The 20,742-nt window shown below is 67.1% G+C and carries 15 protein-coding genes; 5 read left to right on the top strand and 10 right to left on the bottom strand.

Translation table 11 applies throughout. The features are described 5' to 3' along the window. The 7 genes from ACXJLH_RS07065 to ACXJLH_RS07035 form a co-directional block, all read right to left on the bottom strand. A partial coding sequence (locus tag ACXJLH_RS07065; RefSeq protein WP_457443149.1) for a hypothetical protein occupies positions 1-288 on the bottom strand: 288 nt, incomplete at its 3' end. 209 nt (positions 289-497) lie between these two features. Then, on the bottom strand, positions 498-1,658 hold the full coding sequence (locus tag ACXJLH_RS07060; RefSeq protein ID WP_457443147.1) for a ribonucleotide-diphosphate reductase subunit beta: 1,161 nt from the start codon (positions 1,656-1,658) through the stop codon (positions 498-500). Positions 1,659-1,814: 156 nt separating this feature from the next. Continuing rightward, positions 1,815-4,742 (bottom strand): ribonucleoside-diphosphate reductase subunit alpha, encoded by a 2,928-nt coding sequence (locus ACXJLH_RS07055; RefSeq protein ID WP_457443145.1) that lies wholly within the window; start codon positions 4,740-4,742, stop codon positions 1,815-1,817. Positions 4,743-5,224: 482 nt separating this feature from the next. After that, complete coding sequence (locus ACXJLH_RS07050; RefSeq protein ID WP_457389039.1) at positions 5,225-6,673, bottom strand: sigma-54-dependent transcriptional regulator; 1,449 nt, start codon at positions 6,671-6,673, stop codon at positions 5,225-5,227. Next, the gene (locus ACXJLH_RS07045) at positions 6,670-8,352 is read right to left on the bottom strand and encodes a sensor histidine kinase (RefSeq protein ID WP_457443143.1); all 1,683 of its coding nucleotides are present in this window, start codon (positions 8,350-8,352) and stop codon (positions 6,670-6,672) included. The genes ACXJLH_RS07050 and ACXJLH_RS07045 overlap by 4 nt, the downstream gene beginning before the upstream one ends. Before the next feature lie 2 nt (positions 8,353-8,354). Beyond that, positions 8,355-8,597 (bottom strand): PP0621 family protein, encoded by a 243-nt coding sequence (locus tag ACXJLH_RS07040; RefSeq protein WP_056203534.1) that lies wholly within the window; start codon positions 8,595-8,597, stop codon positions 8,355-8,357. Beyond that, positions 8,594-9,478 carry a cytochrome C assembly family protein gene (locus ACXJLH_RS07035; RefSeq protein WP_457322873.1) on the bottom strand — a complete coding sequence of 295 codons (885 nt, stop codon included), beginning with the start codon at positions 9,476-9,478 and terminating at the stop codon, positions 8,594-8,596. The genes ACXJLH_RS07040 and ACXJLH_RS07035 overlap by 4 nt, the downstream gene beginning before the upstream one ends. 324 nt (positions 9,479-9,802) lie before the next feature. On the opposite strand from ACXJLH_RS07035, the gene ffh reads away from it, so the two are divergent. Together ffh and ACXJLH_RS07025 are read left to right on the top strand one after the other, a co-directional pair. Beyond that, on the top strand, positions 9,803-11,182 hold the full coding sequence (gene ffh / locus ACXJLH_RS07030) for a signal recognition particle protein (RefSeq protein WP_457349941.1): 1,380 nt from the start codon (positions 9,803-9,805) through the stop codon (positions 11,180-11,182). 243 nt (positions 11,183-11,425) lie between these two features. Beyond that, on the top strand, positions 11,426-11,860 hold the full coding sequence (locus ACXJLH_RS07025; RefSeq protein WP_457443141.1) for a hypothetical protein: 435 nt from the start codon (positions 11,426-11,428) through the stop codon (positions 11,858-11,860). On the opposite strand, the gene ACXJLH_RS07020 is transcribed toward ACXJLH_RS07025, so the two are convergent. After that, on the bottom strand, positions 11,857-12,468 hold the full coding sequence (locus ACXJLH_RS07020; RefSeq protein WP_457443139.1) for a LysE family translocator: 612 nt from the start codon (positions 12,466-12,468) through the stop codon (positions 11,857-11,859). The two genes, ACXJLH_RS07025 and ACXJLH_RS07020, sit on opposite strands and share 4 nt — an antisense overlap. Further along, positions 12,465-13,367: an NAD-dependent epimerase/dehydratase family protein gene (locus ACXJLH_RS07015; RefSeq protein ID WP_457443137.1), complete on the bottom strand. Its 903-nt coding sequence runs from the start codon at positions 13,365-13,367 to the stop codon at positions 12,465-12,467. The genes ACXJLH_RS07020 and ACXJLH_RS07015 overlap by 4 nt, the downstream gene beginning before the upstream one ends. Before the next feature lie 101 nt (positions 13,368-13,468). On the opposite strand from ACXJLH_RS07015, the gene ACXJLH_RS07010 reads away from it, so the two are divergent. Next, positions 13,469-14,380, top strand: a complete 912-nt coding sequence (locus tag ACXJLH_RS07010) for a LysR substrate-binding domain-containing protein (RefSeq protein ID WP_457443135.1) — start codon at positions 13,469-13,471, stop codon at positions 14,378-14,380. Here the strand turns inward: ACXJLH_RS07010 and ftsY are convergent. Next, positions 14,343-15,467, bottom strand: a complete 1,125-nt coding sequence (ftsY, locus tag ACXJLH_RS07005) for a signal recognition particle-docking protein FtsY (RefSeq protein WP_457389045.1) — start codon at positions 15,465-15,467, stop codon at positions 14,343-14,345. The two genes, ACXJLH_RS07010 and ftsY, sit on opposite strands and share 38 nt — an antisense overlap. A 111-nt stretch (positions 15,468-15,578) precedes the next feature. Between ftsY and ACXJLH_RS07000 the strand changes: the two genes are divergently transcribed. Both ACXJLH_RS07000 and bglB read left to right on the top strand, forming a co-directional pair. Then, positions 15,579-19,472 carry a beta-galactosidase gene (locus ACXJLH_RS07000; protein WP_457443133.1) on the top strand — a complete coding sequence of 1,298 codons (3,894 nt, stop codon included), beginning with the start codon at positions 15,579-15,581 and terminating at the stop codon, positions 19,470-19,472. A 20-nt stretch (positions 19,473-19,492) separates the two neighbouring features. Continuing rightward, on the top strand, positions 19,493-20,656 hold the full coding sequence (gene bglB, locus ACXJLH_RS06995) for a beta-galactosidase BglB (RefSeq protein ID WP_457443132.1): 1,164 nt from the start codon (positions 19,493-19,495) through the stop codon (positions 20,654-20,656). The last annotated feature ends 86 nt before the right edge of the window (positions 20,657-20,742 follow it).

Here is a 20,742-nt window from a genome sequence, read left to right as displayed (position 1 = left end):
GGCGGGTGCAGCCTTCTTGGCCGGAGCGGCCTTCTTGGCGGGCGCAGCCTTCTTGGCCGGAGCGGCCTTCTTGGCGGGCGCAGCCTTCTTGGCCGGAGCGGCCTTCTTGGCGGGCGCAGCCTTCTTGGCCGGAGCGGCCTTCTTGGCGGGCGCAGCCTTCTTGGCCGGAGCGGCCTTCTTGGCCGGAGCGGCCTTCTTGGCCGGAGCGGCCTTCTTGGCGGGTGCAGCCTTCTTGGCCGGAGCGGCCTTCTTCGCTGCGGCCTTAGCCGGGGTCTTTGCAGTTGCCATGGTTTTCTCCTTGATCAAGTGGAAAAGTCACCGTCCCGCACGGACCGGTCCGTGCGGATACGGTTATTCACCGCCCGAGAGTCGCCCAGGAGGAGCGCCTCGATACGGTGAATGGGATCGCCATGCAGCCCCGCCACGTCTAGCGTGTTGATGCGGGTTTCGCTCGGTGACTGCATTGGCCAGGTCTTGATCTTGTGATGGCTGGGACTTCAGTCCCAGCTCAGTGCCCCGCCTGATTGGTACTCGATGACGCGCGTCTCGAAGAAGTTGCGTTCCTTCTTCAAGTCGATCATCTCGCTCATCCAGGGGAAGGGATTTTCTTCGTTAGGGAACAGGGCTTCGAGGCCGATCTGCACCGCACGGCGGTTGGCGATGAAGCGCAGATAGCCCTTGAACATCGAGGCATTGAGGCCCAGCACACCACGCGGCATGGTGTCCTCGGCGTAGCGGTATTCAAGTTCGACGGCCTTCATGAACAACGCCTTGATCTCGGCCTTGAACTCGGCCGTCCAGAGGTGCGGGTTCTCAAGCTTGATCTGGTTGATCAGGTCGATGCCGAAGTTGCAGTGCATCGACTCGTCGCGCAGGATGTACTGGTACTGCTCGGCAGCACCGGTCATCTTGTTCTGGCGGCCCATGGCGAGGATCTGCGTGAAGCCGACATAGAAGAACAGGCCTTCCATCAGGCAGGCGAAAACGATCAGGCTCTTCAGCAGCGTCTGGTCGGTCTCGGGCGTGCCGGTGTGGAAGTGCGGGTCCATGATCGCGCCGATGAAGGGGATCAGAAACTCGTCCTTGTCGCGGATGGACTGGACTTCGTTGTAGGCGTTGAAGATCTCGCTCTCATCCAGACCCAGCGACTCCACGATGTACTGGTAGGCGTGCGTGTGGATCGCCTCTTCGAAGGCCTGGCGCAGCAGGAACTGGCGAGCCTCGGGCGCCGTGATGTGGCGGTAGGTGCCCAGCACGATGTTGTTCGCGGCCAGCGAGTCAGCGGTGACGAAGAAGCCGAGGTTGCGCTTGATGATGCGGCGCTCGTCTTCGGTCAGGCCGTTGGGATCTTTCCAGAGCGCGATGTCGCGGCTCATGTTCACTTCCTGCGGCATCCAGTGGTTGGCGCAGGTGGCGAGGTACTTCTCCCAGGCCCATTTGTACTTGAAGGGCACCAGCTGGTTGACGTCGGTCTGGCCGTTGATGATGCGCTTGTCGGCAGCCTTCACGCGACGCGCGGTGGTTGGTTCGCCGGACAACTTGGGAGCGGGAGAGGAAGCGAGAGCAACTTCAGGCATCAGGGGCGCCGAAGGCAGTGCCGCGACAGGCTTCGCGGTGTGTGTGTCAGTGGACTTCAGGTCTTCGTCCCAATCCAGCATGGTGTGCTTCCTATCACTTCGAATTATCGGCAGTGCTTGTGCAAATCAACAAGAACTAGCTACAGCTATTTGCATCGTTCGCGCAAAGTTTGTTGCGCGAGGGCATCGAAACCGAGGCCTTCACTTGTATAGACAAGTGAAGGCCTCGCTCCGAATTTACTGACAGGCCTCGCAATCCGGATTGTCGATCGAGCAGAACTTCATGTCCGTCGCCGGCAGTTCGGGCTCGACGACGGCAACCGGCGCGACCGGTGCGGCGGCCATCGCTGCGGTGCTGTTGGACACCGCGTTGAGCTGGCCCGAGCGCGTCACCGTGCTCTTCTCGGCCTGCGTCGCGCTGGTCGTGCGCAGGTAGTAGGTCGTCTTCAGGCCGCGCTGCCAGGCGAGCTTGTAGGTCTCGTCGAGCTTCTTGCCCGACGCGCCGGCCATGTAGATGTTCAGGCTCTGCGCCTGGTCGATCCACTTCTGGCGGCGAGCACCGGCCTCGATCAGCCACACGGTGTCGACCTCGAAGGCTGTCGCGTACAGCGCCTTGATCTCTTCCGGCACGCGGTCGATGCGGCGCAGCGAGCCGTCGAAGTGCTTGAGGTCCATGACCATCACGTCGTCCCACAGGCCCAGTGCCTTCAGGTCACGCACGAGGGATTCGTTGATGACGGTGAACTCGCCGGACAGGTTGGACTTGACCGACAGGTTGCCGAAGCAGGGCTCGATGGAGGCGTCCACGCCAATGATGTTGGAGATGGTCGCGGTCGGGGCGATGGCGACGCAGTTGCTGTTGCGCATGCCGTAGGTGGTGATGCGAGCGCGCAGTGCGTCCCAGTCCATCGTCGTCGAACGGTCCACATCGACGTAGCCGCCACGGGCGTCGGCCAGCAGGTCGAGCGAGTCGATCGGCAGGATGCCGCGGTCCCACAGCGAACCCTTGTAGGACGAATAGCGGCCGCGTTCTTCGGCCAGCTCGGTCGAGGCCCAGTAGGCGTGATAGCAGACGGCTTCCATCGAGCGATCGGCGAAGTCGACGGCAGCCTGCGAGGCGTAAGGCGTGCGCAGTTGGTACAGCGCGTCCTGGAAGCCCATGATGCCCAGGCCGACCGGACGGTGACGCAGGTTGGAGTCGCGCGCCTTCTTGACGGCGTAGTAGTTGATGTCGATGACGTTGTCGAGCATGCGCATCGCCGTGCGCGTCGTCTTCTTCAGCTTGACCTGGTCGATGGCGCCATCCTTGATGTGCTGGGCCAGGTTGACGGAGCCGAGGTTGCAGACGGCGATCTCGCTGTCGTTGGTGTTCAGCGTGATCTCGGTGCACAGGTTGCTGGAGTGCACGACGCCGACATGCTGCTGCGGGCTGCGCACATTGCAGGCGTCCTTGAACGTGATCCAGGGGTGGCCCGTCTCGAACAGCATCGACAGCATCTTGCGCCACAGGTCCTTGGCGGGCATGCGCTTGAAGAGCTTGATCTCGCCGCGGTCGGCCTTGGCCTCGTAGGCCGTGTAGGCCACTTCGAAGGGCTTGCCGAACAGGTCGTGCAGGTCCGGGCAGGTGCTGGGGCTGAACAGCGTCCAGTCACCGCCTTCAAGCACGCGGCGCATGAACAGGTCGGGAATCCAGTTCGCCGTGTTCATGTCGTGCGTGCGGCGGCGGTCGTCGCCGGTGTTCTTGCGCAGGTCCAGGAACTCTTCGATGTCCAGGTGCCAGGTTTCCAGGTAGGCGCAGACGGCGCCCTTGCGCTTGCCACCCTGGTTCACGGCCACGGCCGTGTCGTTGACGACCTTCAGGAAGGGCACGACGCCCTGGCTCTTGCCGTTGGTGCCCTTGATGTGCGAGCCCAGCGCGCGCACCGGGGTCCAGTCATTGCCCAGGCCGCCGGCGAACTTGCTCAGCAGGGCGTTCTCCTTCAGGGCCTCGTAGATGCCGTCGAGGTCATCGCTGACCGTCGTCAGGTAGCAGCTCGACAGCTGCGAGCGGCGCGTGCCGGCGTTGAACAGCGTCGGCGTGCTGGACATGAAGTCGAAGCTCGACAGCACTTCGTAGAACTCGATGGCGCGGGCTTCGCGGTCGATCTCGCCAAGCGCCAGGCCCATGGCCACGCGCATGAAGAAGGCCTGGGGCAGCTCGATGCGCTGCTCTTCGATGTGCAGGAAGTAGCGGTCGTACAGCGTCTGCAGGCCGAGGTAGTCGAACTGCAGATCGCGCTCGGGCTTGAGCGCCGCACCCAGCTTGGTCAGGTCGTACTGGGCCAGCTTCTCGTCCAGCAGTTCGGCCTTCACGCCCTTCTTGATATAGCCGGGGAAGTACTCGGCATAGCGCTGGGTCATCTCGCCCTGCAGCACCTCGCCGCCGAGGATCTCGCGGCGGATCGTGTGCAGCAGCAGGCGCGCGGTGGCGCGGCTGTAGCCCGGGTCCTTCTCGATCAGCGTGCGCGCGGCCAGGATGGCGGCCTTGTAGACCTCGTCGATGGCGACGCCGTCGTACAGATTGCGCTGGGTCTCGGCCAGCACGGGATCGGGCTTCACATCGGCGCCGAGGTTCTCGCAAGCGGAGGCGATCAGCGACTTCAGCTGGCCGAGGTCCAGCGGACGACGCTCGCCGCGGTCCACCACCATCACCGTCGGTTCGGCCGCACGCGTGGCCTCGCCTTGAGCGGCACGCTCCTGCGTACGACGCTCGCGGTACAGCACATAGGCGCGGGCGACTTCGTGGTTGCTGCTGCGCATCAGGCCCAGCTCGACCTGGTCCTGCACATCTTCAATATGGAAGGTGCCGCCGCTCGGACGCGAACGCAGCAGGGCGCGCACGACGTTCTGGGTCAGCTGCTCCACCGTCTCGCGCACGCTGGCCGAGGCGGCGCCGCTGGTGCCGTGCACGGCCAGAAAGGCCTTCATCAGCGCGACGGCGATCTTGCTCGGTTCGAACGAGACCACGGCGCCGTTGCGACGAATGATCTGGTAGGCCTGGTAGCTCGTCAGCGTGGGAGCGCTGGCGGCAGACGCGTCGGATCCAAACGCAACCGGGGATGCCGAGGAGAGCGGAGAGAGCGAGGCGGCGGAGGTGGCCTGGCCCGTGGCGGCTTCATGCAGCATGAGGGAATCCTTTATCGAGAAATGACGGGCAAATGCGCGGCATCAACCCGAAGGTCGGGCCAGCGCATCGTGCGGTGCTTCAGTGGGGTATTTCGTCCCTGCCGCTCCATTGCCAGGCCGGCGTTTCGGCTTGGTCCCCGGGCGCTTTGCTGCCGTGGCCAAGCCACTGCAAACAGCGAATCCGAGGGGATGGTCATGGGGTCGACTGGCTCAGCAGGATATCACGAAGGAACACTATATCTATGGCCCCCGCCGTCCTCAAGCACTACCGCTAGTGTCAAACCCTGGCCGCGATTTCTCTGGACAAATGCCCTGCGCGCGCCTTTGCCCGATCAGATCGGGGCTTGCAACCGGCAACCCGCATCAACACTGGGCTGGCGGGCCGAAGCGGGCCGCAAGGCCGCGCCAGCGCTGCGTCCGAGCAAGCGCTCTATAGCCTCGCCGCAGATTCAAGCAGGGCAAATCCCGAGAAGGTTTTTCTTTCAGCTGTCACCAGCCGAGATCGCAAGCCGCGCCATGCGGTAGCGGATCTGGCGCAGCGACAGCCCGAGGCTGGCTGCCGCGGCCGTGCGGTTGAAGCGGTGCAGCTCCAGCGCTCGCAGCAGAATGGCGCGCTCGACCTCGTCGAGATAGCGCGCCAGGTCCGACGGCAATTCCTCGGGCAGGGACACGCCCTCGGCCACTGGTGCCGCCCCCAGGGGGGTGTCCAGCGCGGCGAACTGCGACTCGCTGCGGTCCTCGTCCAGCAGCGTGTCGGGCAGGCCAAGATCGTCGGCGTCGATCCACTCACCGCCCGCCAGCGCCAGCGCGCGGTGCAGCAGGTTCTCGAGCTCGCGCACATTGCCGGGAAAGGCATAGCGCGACAGCGTCTGCAGCGCACCCACCGTCAGTCGCGGCGCTGGTGACACGCCGGCGTCCTGGGCGATGCGGGTCAGCACCCGGGTGCTGATCAGGCCCAGGTCCTCCAGGCGCTCGCGCAGCGGCGGCACGCGGATCTGGATGACGTTGAGGCGGTAGAACAAGTCCTGGCGGAAGCGCCCCGCCGCCACCTCGGCGGACAGATCCTTGTGCGTCGCGCTGAGGATGCGCACATTGATCGGCGTCTCGGCGGTGGCGCCGACCGGCCGCACCGAACGCTCCTGGATGACGCGCAGCAGCTTGCTTTGCATGGCCAGGGGCAGGTCGCCGATCTCATCGAGGAAGAGCGTGCCGCCATCCGCCGCCTGGAAGAAGCCCTCGCGGTCCTCGTTGGCACCGGTGAACGCGCCCTTGCGGTAGCCGAAGAACTCGGCCTCCAGCAGGTTCTCGGGAATGGCGCCGCAGTTGACGGCGATGAAGCCCTGCTCGGCGCGCACGCCGTGGTCGTGGATGGCCCGCGCCACCAGCTCCTTGCCGGTCCCGGATTCACCCTGCACCAGCACCGGCGCCATGCTGCGCGCCACCTTGTCGATCAGCGAGCGAACCGCGCGGATGGCCGGTGATTCACCCACCAGGCGCAGCGCCGACGCCGGCATTGCCACGCTTTTTTCTTGCGCCGCCGGGCTGGGATCGGGCGCCACGCGGCCCAGTGCCGAACCGACGACAAGGCGGAACTGGCGCAGGTCCACCGGCTTGGTCAGGTAGTCGTAGGCGCCGGCCTTCAAGGCCTCCACCGCGTTCTCGGCCGAGCCGAACGCCGTGATGACGATGGCCTTCTCGGGTCGGCCGGCCTGCTCCAGCCAGCGCAGCAATGCCAGGCCCGAGCCGTCGGGCAGCTTCATGTCGGTGATGACGGCGCTGTAGGTCTGGGCCTGCAGATGCGCCAGCGCCTCGGCCACCGTGCCCGCACTGTCGATCTCATAGCCTTCACGCAGCAACGTCAGCTCGTAGAGCGTGCGCAGATCGGGCTCGTCGTCGACGACCAGCAGGCGCGGGAGCGTGGCAGTAGTCATGCAGAGGATGCAGATGGGGGCGTGCGCAGTCGAACGCAGAACTCGTTGGCCGCCGCGTCAGTGGCGCGGCGGTAGTCGATGCGGGCGCCATGACGCTCGCACAGTTCACGGCAAATGTAGAGGCCCAGGCCCGAACCGCGGCTGCGTGTCGAGAAGAAAGGCTCGAACAGATGGCGCTCGATCTCATGCGGCACCGGCGCGCCCGCGCTGCGCACGACGAGGTCCAGCGCATCGCCGTGGCGGTCCAGCGTCGCCTGGATCGCGCCCGCGCCGGGCTCGGCATGGCGGTGCGCGTTGTCCAGCAGGTTGACGAGGATGCGGCGCAGATGCTCGGCATCGAACAGGCCCGTCAGGCCTGGCGCGCCGATGTGCAGCCGGAAGCGGCTCTGGGCACCCGGCTCGACGCCGTTGACCTGCACCCAGTCCTCGCAGGTCTCCTGCACCAGCGCGCTGACGTCCAGCGGCTGCGTGTCGGGCTGCATGCCGGGCGCCAGCTCGCTGACGTCGTCGACCAGGCGCTTGAGCCTTTGCACATTGGAGGCGACCATCCTGGTCAGCTGCTCGGCGCGCCCGCCGGCGACGTCCTCGGCCAGCAAGGCATTGGCCTGGGCGATGGCCGCCAGCGGGTTGCGAATCTCGTGAGCGATGCCGGCCGACACCCGGCCCATGGCGGCCAGTTTCTCCTGGCGGGTACGCGCCAGCAGCTCGCGGTTGTCCTCGACGAACAGCACGCACAGCTCCTCGCTGCCCTCGCGCTGGCGTGTGAAGCGCAGGCGCAGGCGCAGGCTGCGCGCGGCGCCGCTGTCCAGCGCCAGCGCCACGTCGACTTCCGCTCCCCCCTCGCCGGCGCTGCCACCATAGGCTCGCTCCAACGCGAGCACCAGGGGCTGCCAGTCGGCCCGCCCGCGCAACTGCCAGCTCAGCTCTCCGCTGGCGGCGCCCAACAGGCTGCGCGCCGCCGGGTTCATCGCGCGGATACGGCCACGCCGGTCGACGACGAGCACGCCCTCCTGCATCTCATCGATGACCAGGCGGTTCAGCAGCTCCTGCTGGCGGGCGAGCGCCAGGCTGYCCCGTGCGGCCTTCTCCTCGCGAGCGAGCCGCGCGCTGAGCTCACCGGCGAGCAGGCTCACGGCGAACAGGCCGCTGCCCACCAGGCCGGCCTGCGTCGTCTTCAGGCCCACGTCCAGGCCGGCCAGCAGCGACCAGGCGGCCGCACCGAGCAGGCCCAGCGTTGCCATCGCCGCTGTAGCCAGCGCCAGCATGCGCGGGCTCAGCACGGCCGCCATCAGCACCGGCATGACGAAGAGGGCGCCGTAGTTCACCCCACTCGGGTCCAGCGCATGCAGCACGCCGAACAGGATCAAGTCCACGCCGATGGCGCTCCACCAATGGGGGCTGCTGATGCGCGCCAGGCTGCGCGCCGAGGCGCCCCGCCGCAGCTGCGGCGCCAGCCACAGGGCCAGGGCTGCCATGGCATAGGACAGGCTCAGAGCCAGCGTCGAGCGCGCCGGCGTCGTGCCGAGAACGACCGAGATCAGTTGGGCCATCACCAGGGCCAGGCCCAGGGCTGCACGCGCCGACAGGAAGGCGCGGTAAAGACGCTCGAACGAAGCGCTGGCCTCGGCCGGCGGCTCCGCCGGCGGCTGCTCGACGAACCAGCTGCCGGCGCCGGCCACCGTCAGGCCTGCCCCTCGCGGGCCTCGAAGCTGGTGCGATGCGCCGAGCTGCAGAACACGCCACCCTTGCCCGGCAGCGCCTCATCGACGGGCAGATGCATGCCGCATTCGGCGCAGCGCAGCATGGCTTGCGGCGGCGCTGGCGGCTGGGGCTTGCGCGCCTCGGGTTCGCGCGGCCGGCCGCGCTTGATGCCCAACACAAAGAACAGGCCCGCCAGCAGGGCCAGCAGCAGCAGGTATTTCATGCGCCGCCTCCGTTGACACCGCGCTGCAGGATGACCTCCAGCACGAAGCGCGAGCCGGCATAGGACAACAGCAGCAAGGCCGCGCCGGCGTAGAGCCAGCGCGTCGCACGCCGGCCGCGCCAGCCGTAGATGCGCCGCCCGACCAGCAGGCCGGTCAGCACCAGCCAGCCCAGCACGGCCAGCAGGTTCTTGTGGTCCCAACGCCAATGCGGCGTGAACCACCATCCCAGCAGGATGGCCAGGGACAGCACGCCGACGCCGGCGGCCACGAACTGGAAGGTCAGGCGCTCAAGCCGCAGCAGTGGCAGCCCGGCCGGTGTCGACTGCTTGCGGCGCAGCTGCATCTCGGCGCGGTTCATCAGCGCCGCATGCAGCACCGCCACGCCAAACAGGCCGTAGGACGCCAGGCCCAGCACCCAGTGCAACGGCGCCCAGGGCGACGCGGCCAGCGGCCGGCTCTCGCCGGGGAAGCCCCAAGCCAGCAGCACGGCCGCCGCCGCCAGCCAGGCCAGCACGCGCCGCACGCTGTGCAGGGGCAGAAAGCGGCTTTCAACCAGATAGACCGTCAGCACCAGCCAGGTCGTCATCGACAGCGCCGGCGCGAAACCGAAGCGCGCGCCCGGTTCGGCCAGGCCGTAGCCACTGATATCTATATAGAGGGCAGCGAACTGGGCCGTCCAGGCCAGGGCCATGGGCGGCACGGACCGCAGCGGCCGCCGCACGGAGGCATCGTCGCCGGCGCGCGCGCGCAGCAGCCCAACCCAGACATATCCCAGCAGCGCCAGCGCGCTGGCGACGGCCAATGCCGGCCCGGGGCCGAGGCTTTGGGCGCCGGCTGCGGCGTCTCCAGCATCGGCAAGAAGGGCGGGCGATAAACTCATGGCTGCAGTGTACTTTTGGCCTGCCGCCGTTCTGGCGGTCCAGGAGGCTGTCGGGCTTTGGGCGGGGTGCGCGCCGAGGCGAGTTGCGAGGCCAGGCTAGGCGTCGACGAGGCGTTGGGTGGGGCCCAGCAACGAGTCGGCAACGACGCATGGCCCCGCAAATCGCCTCGGCCCTTCGGGTTGGGTCTGCAAGGGGGCTGATGCGCTGTTGCTCCTCCTCGCGGGCACGAGCCCGCAGCGTCGTCGCGCCTAGCCTCAGCCCCCWTGCAGATCCAACGTGCACCCCGCCCAAAGCCCGACAGCCTCCTAGCCCACCTCCCCACCATGGCATCCAACCTCACCGACCGCCTGAGTCGCCTCGTCAAGACGATGCGCGGGCAGGCCCGCATCACCGAGAGCAATGTGCAGGACATGCTCCGCGAGGTGCGCATGGCCCTGCTGGAGGCCGACGTGGCCCTGCCGGTGGTGCGCGACTTCATTGCCCGCGTGAAGGAAAAGGCCCTCGGTCAGGAAGTCGTCGGTTCGCTGAACCCGGGCCAGGTGCTGGTCTCGGTCGTGCACAAGGAACTCGCCGCGACCATGGGCGAAGGCGTGGCCGACATCAACCTCGCCGCCCAGCCGCCCGCCGTCATCCTGATGGCCGGCCTGCAGGGCGCCGGCAAGACGACGACGACGGCCAAGCTCGCCAAGCACCTGATCGAGAAGCGCAAGAAGAAGGTGCTGACAGTCTCCGCCGACGTCTACCGCCCGGCAGCCATCGAGCAGTTGAAGACGGTGACCAGGCAGGCCGGCGCCGAATGGTTCGAGTCCACGCCCGAGCAAAAGCCTCGTGACATCGCGCTGGCCGCGCTGGACTACGCCAAGCGCCACTACATCGACGTGCTGCTGGTGGACACCGCCGGCCGCCTGGCCATCGATGAAGCGCTGATGGCCGAGATCAAGGACCTGCATGCGGTGCTGAACCCGGTCGAGACGCTGTTCGTCGTCGACGCCATGCAGGGCCAGGATGCGATCAACACCGCCAAGGCCTTCAAGGACGCTCTGCCGCTGACCGGCGTCGTGCTGACCAAGCTCGACGGCGACTCCCGCGGTGGTGCGGCGCTGTCGGTGCGCCAGATCACCGGTGCGCCGATCAAGTTCGCCGGCGTGTCCGAGAAGATCGACGGGCTGGAGGTCTTCGACGCCGACCGCCACGCCGGCCGCGTGCTGGGCATGGGCGACATCGTGGCCCTCGTCGAGCAGGTCACGGCCAACGTCGACATGGCCAGCGCCCAGGCAATGGCCGACAAGCTCAAGAGCGGCAGCGGCTTCGACCTGAATGACTTCCTGCAACAGATCGCGCAGATGAAGAAGATGGGCGGCCTGGGCGGCCTGATGGACAAATTGCCGCAGAACATGATGGGCAACAAGCAGCCCGGCCAGGCCGACATGGACCGCGCCGAGCGCGACATGAAGCGCATGGAAGGCATCCTGCGTTCCATGAGCGCCAAGGAGCGCTCACACCCGGCCCTCTTGATGGATGGCAAGAGCAAGGCCAGCCGCAAGCGCCGCATCGCCACCGGCGCCGGCGTGCAGATCCAGGACGTCAATCGCCTGCTGAATCAGTTCGACCAGATGCAGCAGATGATGAAGAAGATGAAGGGCGGCGGCCTGATGAAGATGATGAAGCGCATGGGCGGCATGAAGGGCCTGCCGGGGATGTAAACCCGCAGGCTTGCACTCTCGATCGTTCGTTCGATCCGCGCGCAGACAGCCTGTCGTCAGCAGGGACACAAGTCCACACACTTGGTCCCAAGGTCGAGGGACAACGGAGCATGGTCAAGAACCGGCGCGGCCGCTAGCGTCGCGCGCATGCTGAACCTTCACCTCCCAAGAGCCGTTGGCGCCTGGCTGAGCAACCTCACCGGGCAAGGCAGAGCGCCTCGCAAGGACGCCAGCGATACCGTGATGCAGTGGCCGCCCACCGCTGCGCGGGTGCTGGTGAGCGCGGAGCGCCATGCCCACAAGTGCATCGCACAAGCCCTGGCACTGGAACACCCCAAGGGCTTCCTGCTGGCCCATGTGCCGCTGCACAAGCTGGTGCGGGTGCCGAAGCAATACTCCTACCGCGAGTGGCTGTCGCGCACGGGTTTGCTGACCGTCGACTTCGCGCTTTGCGACGAACACGGCTATGCGCGCTCCGTCGTTCTCCTGCCCGTCGCCGACGAGCCTCGCCATTCCAGAAAACGGGATCGCCTGTTGCGCGTGCTGGGCGCCACCGAGCTGGCGGTCACACCGTGGAACCGGGAATGGCAGAACGAGTCCAGCGACCGGCTGCGTGACGCGCTGTTCCCCAAGCCGCGCGCATCCGGCTACTACGCCGATACGCCACACGCGCATTAGCCGAGCATCAGCAGGGCCGCACAGCCCAGCAAGCCCAGACCGCCGAGGCGGTTCAGCCAGGGCCCGGCGGGCATGCAGGCCCGACGGCGCAGCAGGGCCGCACCTGCGATCAGCAGCGCGAACCAGCCGATGTTGATCAGCTCGAACAGCAGGCCCAGGCGCATGAAGCCGCCCAGCCAGTCGGTGTTGTCAATCGTCAGGAAGAGCGGAAAGAAGGCGCCGAAGAACAGGATGGGCTTGGGGTTGAGCAGCGTCAGCAGCAGGGCCGGACCGAAAGCGCCGCTGGCCTTCCCGCTGGATTTCTCCTCCATGGTGGCAGGCGCCGCAGCGCTGCGCAGCATGGTCAGCCCAAGCCATGCGACGTACAGCGCGCCGACCATCCGCAACGCCACCAACGCCGCCGGCCATTGCTGCAGGAGGCTGCCCAGCCCCAAGCCAGCCGCCATGATCAGCAACAGATCGCCGGCCACCAGGCCGCCAACGGCCAGCATGACGCGAGGCACCGCCGTGCGCGTCTGGCCGAGCACATAGAGCGTCGCCGGCCCCGGCACGACGATGACGAGCAAGGCTGCCAGCAGGAAGGCGCCAAGGTGTTGGACGCCGTTCATGCGCCCACCCCTTCACCAGCCAGCGCTGCTGCGTGCGTGTCGATGAGGACATCCAGCCAGTCGTCCAGGGGATCAAACAGCCAGCCCAGCGCCGTCGCGCGACCGGTGTCCAGCGCGTGAAGCGCGGCGTAGTCGAAGGGGCTCGCACCGGCACCGGCTTTCGGCGTCGTCAGGGCTTCACGCCCCAATCTTGTGGCGATACGCGCATGCAGTTGTGGCGCCGTCAGCGTGCCGCGGCTCGCGACGTTGAGCGGGCCGAGAAAGTCCTGGCGGCCAGCCCAGACCAACAGCGCCACCACGCCAGGCACATCGATGAAGGAGGTCGCGCCCGGCACCGCCGCATGCGGCAGCGGTTCGCCACGGAGGACCCGCTCGACATAGCCGCGCAGCCGGCCGGTGAAATCCTCCGCGCCGCCCAGCACGTGGGCCAGCCGAAGCGTCGCGACCGGCAGCTCCCGAGCCCCCAGCAGCTGGACCTCGGCGCGACGCTTGCCGTCGCCATAGGCCGTCGGCGGCCTGTCCACGGACCGCGCCAGGTCGAGATCCTCCTCTCGATAGGCGCGCGCCAACTGGCCATGCCGCGCGTCATAGACCTCGAGCGTCGACGTCATCAGGTAGCGGCCGACCTTGCCGGTGAACAGGCGTGCGGCGAGTGCGGCTTCATCCGGGCCGTAGCACATCTGGTCGTAGACGACGTCAAAGCGCGCATCGCTGAATGCAGCCTGCATCGCCGTCGCGTCGCCACGGTCCACCGCGACGCGGCGCACGCGCACGCCGAAGGGATCGGGCGTGCGGCCTCGCGTCGCGATCGTCACGCGGTTGCCAGCAGCGAGCAGTGCCTCAACAAGAGGAATGCCGAAAAATCGGGTTCCGCCGATGACCAGGATTTCTTGGCTCATGACTCGTCCGTGGAGTGATGGCCAGCAGTCTTCCCTTGCGGGGCGAGAAGCGAAACCGAGATTTGGCTATCCTGAGGATCAGGAAAACTTGCCCTCGCTCCATGCCCAAGCCTTTTGCCAGCCTGTCCGGCCTGCTCGACTTCGAAGCGGCCGCCCGCCACGATGGCTTTCGCGCGGCGGCAGCCGAGCTGCACAAGACGCCGGCAGCGTTGAGCCAGCAGATCAAGCTGTTGGAGCAGTCCCTGGGCCTGGCCCTGTTCGTGCGCCACCCGCGCCATGTCGCCATCACGCCGGCCGGGCGCGCGCTGGCCGCGAGCGTCACGCGCATGGTGGACGAACTGCGCGAGCAGGTGCTGGCGCTGCGCGAGACGCAGGACCCGCACACCGTGCGTGTATCCAGCACGCATTCGCTGACGATGAAGTTCCTGGTTCCGCGGCTGCATGCGTTCACCGCGACCCATCCGGCGGTCGACGTGCGCGTGCAGGCCAGCGACCAGCTCGCCGACCTCGACGGTGGGGGCTGCGACATCGCGCTGCGCTACCAGGCTCTCGACAAGATGGGGGAGCCGCCGCTGTATGCCGAGCAGCAGGTCGTCGTCTACAGCCCTGCCCTCACGCCCAAGCCCGCGCCACTGGCCGAGCTGCTGCGCCAGCCGCTGCTGCACGAGGAAGGGGGGCTGCAGGCCTGGCAGCGCCTGCTGTCGCGCGAGGGGCTGGCCGCGCGGCGGCATCTCGACTTCTCACGCAGCTACAGCCATGGCGGGCTGCTGGTGCAGGCTGCGGTGGCCGGGCTGGGCGTGGGCATTGTGCCGTTCGCGCTTGCGGCCGAGGACCTGGCCCAGGGCCGCCTGGTGCTCGCCAACTGCGCGCCGCTGGCTTCGGCCTATGGCTACCGGTTGCTGCGTGGTGCGGCCCGCGTCGGCGCGCCGGCCGTCGACGCGTTCGAGGCCTGGATTCGCGCCGAGTTCGGGCGACTTACTCCAGCAAGGCCCGCGCGAACTCGCGCGCGCTGAAGGTTTCCAGGTCTTCCAGCTTCTCGCCCACACCGATGAAGTAAACCGGCACCGGCCGCTCGCGAGCAATGGCCGCCAGCACGCCGCCCTTGGCGGTGCCGTCGAGCTTGGTGACGATGAGCCCGGTCAGGCCCAGCGTTTCGTCAAAGGCCTTGACCTGGTTCAGCGCGTTCTGGCCGGTGTTGCCGTCCACCACCAGCAGCACCTCATGAGGCGCACCTTCCTGGGCCTTGTTGATGACGCGCTTGATCTTCTTCAGCTCTTCCATCAGGTGGAGCTGCGTCGGCAGGCGGCCGGCGGTGTCGGCGATGACGACATCGGCACCACGAGCGCGTCCGGCATTGACGGCGTCGAAGGACACGGCAGCGGGGTCGCCGCCCTCCTGGCTGACGATCTCGACCTTGGCGCGGTCGGCCCACACACCCAACTGCTCGCGCGCCGCGGCGCGGAAGGTGTCGGCAGCCGCCAGCAGCACCTTCTGGTCGGCTTCGGCAAGATGGCGGGTCAGCTTGCCGATGCTGGTCGTCTTGCCGGCGCCATTGACGCCCACGACCATCATGACAGTGGGCGTGTGACGGCCGACTTCCAGGCCCCTTTCCAGCGGCGACAGCAACTCGGTGAGCGCGTCGATCAGCAGACCACGCACGGCCTGCGGGTCGCTGGCCCGGGCGTCCTTCACGCGACGCTTCAGGTCATCGAGCAGGAACTGCGTGGCCTTGACGCCGGCATCGGCCATCAACAGGGCTTCTTCCAGTTCCTCGTAAAGCTGGTCGTCGATCTGGGTGCCGGTGAAGACGCCGGCGATGCTGCCGCCCGTCTTGCGCAGGCCGGCACGCAGCCGCTCCATCCAGCTCTGGCGCGGCGCAGCGGCGGGTTCGGGCGCCCTCGGCGGCAGGGCGACGGGCAGCGCGGGAGCCGGCGCGGCGGGAACGGGTGCTTGGGGCGCGGCGACCGGTGGTGCAACTGGCTCGGGAGCGGCGGGCGGAGGTGGCGGGCTGGCGGGCTTGGTGACCCAGCCCTCGGGCAGCAGGGTGGGCGCCTCGTCGGGCACCGGCGCCGGCGCCGTCTTCTTGAAGAAACTGAACATGGGGGCATTCTCGCCGGCCCAGACGAAGGCCCCTTTCTCGCACGCGCTTGATTTTTTGGCGGCGGCGAACCGGGTGACACTGAATCAGGCTCCCCGCACTCCCGGTCCGCTATGCACGCTGCCTTGCCGTTTGCTCCGTCGCCCCGCTCCGCCAGCTGGTGGGCCGCGCTGTTGCTGTGCGGGGCGATCCAGGCGCAGGACCTGCCTGGTCAGTTGCCACCGACGGCCGTCAGCCCAGCGGCGCTGACAACAGCGCCCGTCGCCAAGAGCGAGCGCACCTTCCTGATGTCGGCCTTCATGGCCACCTCGCAGAACAAGCTCAGCCTGTTCTCGTCCACCGACGGCGCCACCTTCACCTCGCTGGGCTCGGAGGTCTACCAACCGCCCAAGGATCTGCTGCGCGACCCGTCCATCATCCGCGCAGCGGACGGGCAGTACTACGTCGCCTACACGACGAACTGGAACGGCTCAACCTTCGGCATCGCCAAGTCGGTGGATCTGAAAAGCTGGACGCATGTGGCCGACGTGCCCGTGAAGCTGCCGGGTGTGTCCAACGTCTGGGCGCCTGAATGGTTCCGCGACAACGATGGCAGCTTCAAGCTCGTCGTGAGCCTGTCCAAGGGCGGCACCCAGGGGCCGTTCGCCGCCTATTTCGTGAAGGCGCTGGACGCCGGCTTCACGAAGTTCTCCGACCCGGTGCCCATGCAGGGGTTGGAGAAGAACTACATCGACACCTTCGTCATCCAGCATGAAGGCCGCTACGTCGCCTTCACGAAGAACGAGACGACCAAGTTCATCGAACTGGCCACGGCCCCGTCGCTGGACGGCCCGTGGACGATTCAGAAAACCGGCGACTGGGCCGGCTGGGGTGGCCCGTCGGAAGGCCAGGCACTGGTACCCATCAAGGGCGGCTGGCGCATCTACTTCGACGACTACACGACCAAGCGGTACTGGTATTCCGATAGCTTCGACGGCCTGCAGACCTGGACGGCCAAGAAGGAGCTGGGCGGCGTGTCGGGCACCGTGCGCCACTTCACGGTCATCTCCGAAGAGACCGCGCAACTGGAGCGTGCAACGGCACCCAAGGCCAAGCCCAAGGCCATCGCCTGGGACCGCCACTCGCTCATCATCGACGGCCATCGCGAAATGATCTTCGCGGGCGAATTCCACCCCTTTCGCCTGCCCTCGCCCAGCCTGTGGCACGACGTACTGCAGAAGATGAAGGCGTCGGGCCTCAACGCCGTGTCGCTCTACTTCAGCTGGGGCTATCACTCGGCCAAGCCGGGCCACTACGACTTCACCGGCGTGCGCAACATCGAGCGCGCCATCCAGATGGCCGAGGAGGAAGGCCTCTACGTCATCGCCCGCATGGGGCCTTATGTGAACGCCGAGCTGACGGCCGGCGGCTTCCCGGGTTGGCTGCTGCGCCAGCGCGCCGAGGCCCGCACCGACGCGGCCGAGTACCAGGCCGCAGCGGATGAATGGATGACGCAGATCAACGCCATCCTGGCCCGCCACCAGATCACCAACGGCGGCGGCACCGTCATCGCCTATCAGTTGGAAAACGAGCTGTTCGCGGTGAACCCCAAGAACATCCGCCACATGCAGCACCTGGCGGACAAGGCGCGCGCCGACGGCATCACCGTGCCGCTGTTCCACAACGCCGCCTCACGGCTGCCGGACTGGACGCCCAAGAACTCGACCGCGCCGTTCGCCAACCCCGGCCCGACCGACCTCTACGCTTTTGACGGCTATCCCGGCGGCGTCTGCGGTGTGGACGCCCAACCCGGCACGCCGGCACCGGCGCCGGACTGGGGCATCTACGGCAAGAACTTCCCCAAGGTCGGCTCGCTGGCCTCCCCCAACACGCCGGGCTTCGTCGCCGAGATCGGCGCAGGCTGGTTCGACTACTGGGGCAGCAACGGCACTTACGAATGCACGGCCCAGCGCCAGGGACCGGGCTACCAGCGCGTGTTCTACGGTAGCAGCCTCATCAACGCGCTGACCATCCATTCCATCTACATGGCCTATGGTGGCACCAGCTGGGGCTGGCAGCCGGGGCCCATCGTCTACACGAGCTACGACTACGGCTCGCCCATCAGCGAGGCCCGCGTCATGCGCGACAAGGCGCTGGTGCTCAAGCAGATGGGCGGCTTCGTGCAGGCGGCCACGCCCGTGCTGGCGCAGATGGACAAGGGCGAGCCTCTTGATTCGGGCAATGCCAAGGTCAGGCTTTATCACAACGTCAATCAGGCGCTGGGCAGCCATGTGCTGCTGGCTCAGCACAACGCGCTGACAGGAACTGAGGCGTTCAGCTTCAAGCTGCAAACGCGTGACGGCAGCTACCAGGTGCCGCAGGCCGGCAAGCTGACGCTGACCGGCCAGGACGCCAAGATGCTGCTGGCCAGCTACGCACTGGAACACCAACACCTGGTCTACAGCACGAGCGAGCTGCAGGCGCAGTTGCAGCAAGGCGCCCGTGATGTGGCGCTGTTCTACGGCCGCAACGGCGACGACGGCGAGGCCGTGCTGCGCTATGCCGCCAGGCCGACCGTGAAGCTGCTGCGCGGCCAGGCCCAGGTGAACTGGGATGCCAAGCGCGGCGACCTGCGGCTGAACTACCAGCACACCGGCCTCATCGAAGTGCTGATCAGCGGCGCCGGGCGTGCCCCCTTGCTGCTGCTGATCGCTGACGAAAAGACGGGCCAGGAGTTCTGGCGCCTGCAAGCCGGTGGTCAGAGCGTACTGGTGCGCAGCCCGGGCCTCGTTCGCACGGCGGCGGTCGACGGCAAGAAGCTGCAACTCCGCGGCGATACGACACAGCCGAGCGCGCTGCGCGCTTGGGTGCCGGACGGCATCAACGCGCTGACGTTCAACGGCCAAGCCGTAGCGACCGCAGCGCAGGACTTCAGCCTCGCCGCCCGCACCGCCCTGCCCGGCCCTGACGCCGTCAAGCTGCCCGACCTGACGCAGCTCACCTGGACGCGCCGCTTCGACTCCCTCGAAGCCGCCCCCGGCTTCGACGACAGTGCCTGGCGCAAGACCGACACCAGCGGGTCGGCCGCCAACGTGTACACCGCGCCCGACAAGGGCCAGCCCGTGCTGGCCATGAGCGACTACGGCTTCCACCATGGCGACGTCTGGTACCGCGGCCGCTTCGCAACGAGCGACACCAAGCCGCTGCAGCTGGAACTCTTCTTCGGCGGCGGTGGCGCCGGCATGATCCAGGTCTGGCTGGACGGCAAGTTCATCGGCCAGCAGGAGCACGACACCGGCCGCCCCTTCCCCGAGACGACCGACACCTTCCGCCACCTGCTGAAAGACCTGCCGCCGGGCGACCACGTGCTGGCCGTCGTCGTGCGCAACAACTCGCACAACTGGGACCTGTTCGCCGACGACGTGCACAAGGAAGCGCGTGGCCTGATCTCCATGTCCCTCACGCCCAAGGGCGGCCAGCGTTTTGCAACGCCCATCGCCTGGAAGATCCAGGGCAACAAGGGCGGCGAGGACATTGCCGACCTCGTGCGCGGTCCGATGAACAGCGGTGGCCTGCACGGCGAGCGCATGGGCTGGCATCTGCCCGTTGACCCGACCAAGCCCCAGCCCGGCTGGGAGGCCACGACCGTGAGCGCCGCGCCGCCAGCGCCGGGCAGCTACTGGCTGCGCACCAACTTCAAGCTGGACCTGCCGGCCGGCCACGATGTGCAGCTCGGGCTGGCCTTTGGCGACACGACCAAGCCACGTTCCGAGGTCGAGAACCGCGCGCTGATCTTCGTCAACGGCTGGAATATGGGCCAGTTCATCGCCCACATCGGCCCGCAGCGCGTTTTCGTGCTGCCGCCCGGCATCCTGAACCCGAACGGCGAGAACACGCTGACGTTGGCCGTCACGACCGATGGCCAGCCGGCCAACGCACTGGAGGCCGTGCGCCTGGTGCAGCTGGCCGTCGCCCGCGGCGGCGTACCGTTGGAGCCGGTGCCCCAACCGCGCAACCTGCAGCGTTGAATACATACCGAGACATGACCATGCCAAATCAAGTCCTCAAACCCGTCGATTCCTCGCGCATCCACCCGCTGCTGGCTCATCACACGGTCGGCCTCGGCGCGGACCGCGACGACATTCGCGGCGCCATCGATCGCCTGATCCACAACCTGGTCAACATCGAGGACAAGGACGGCAAGTTCCTGCTGCGCCTGGACGACGGCCGCGTGCTGGACACCAAGGGCTGGAACGGCTTCGAATGGACGCACGGCGTGGGCCTGTACGGTGTCTACAAGGTCTGGGAGCTGACCGGCGACCCCAAGGCCTGGAGCATCATGACGAGCTGGTTCGAGGCGCGGTTTGCGGAAGGCATGCCCAGCCGCAACATCAACACGGTGGCGCCCTTCCTGACGCTGGCCTACCTGTTCGACCGCACCGGCGAGCGTCGCTTCCTGCCCTACATCGATCGCTGGGCCGAGTGGGTCTACAACGAGCTGCCGCGCACCGAGGAAGGCGGCTTCCAGCACATCGTCTACAACAGCGTCAACAACCAGCAGATGTGGGACGACACGCTGATGATGTCGGTGTTGCCGCTGGCCAAGTTCGGCTTGCTGCTGAACCGGCCGCATTACATCGAGGAGGCCAAGCGCCAGTTCCTCGTCCACATCAAATACCTGGCCGACCGCAAGACGGGGCTGTGGTTCCACGGCTGGACCTTCGAGGGGCGGCACAACTTTGCGAATGCGCTGTGGGCGCGTGGCAATTCGTGGGTCACGATCGTCATCCCAGAGTTCATCGAGCTGTTGAACCTGCCCGAGGGCGACGCCTTCCGCCAGTTCCTGATCACGACGCTCGAAGCGCAGGTCAAGGCCCTGGCCCAGTTCCAGTCACCATCGGGCCTGTGGCCCACGCTGCTGGACGACCCGACGTCCTACGACGAAGCCGCCGCGTCGGCCGGCTTCGCCTACGGCATCCTGAAGGCGGTCCGCAAGGGCTACATCTCCAAGGACTACGAGGCCTTCGGCGTGAAGGCGGCGCTGGCGGTGCGGTCGAAGATCAACGATGCGGGCGAGCTGACTCAGGTGAGCTTCGGCACGCCGGTGTTCAACACGTTGCAGGAATACAAGGACATCCCGCTGACGTCGATGCCGTTTGGGCAGGCGATGGCTTTGTTGGCGATGGGTGAGTTGTTGGTTCGCTTCATCTGATTCGATTGCTATGCGCTGCTTTGGGTTTATGGCTAGGCCCAGCCGGGGGTTCGTCCCGGCGGCCGACCTACTTTTTGCGCCGCCAA

Source organism: Roseateles sp. P5_E4 (assembly GCF_054049255.1).
Note: the sequence above shows the minus strand (reverse complement) of the source record. Positions and strands in the feature narration are given on the sequence as shown.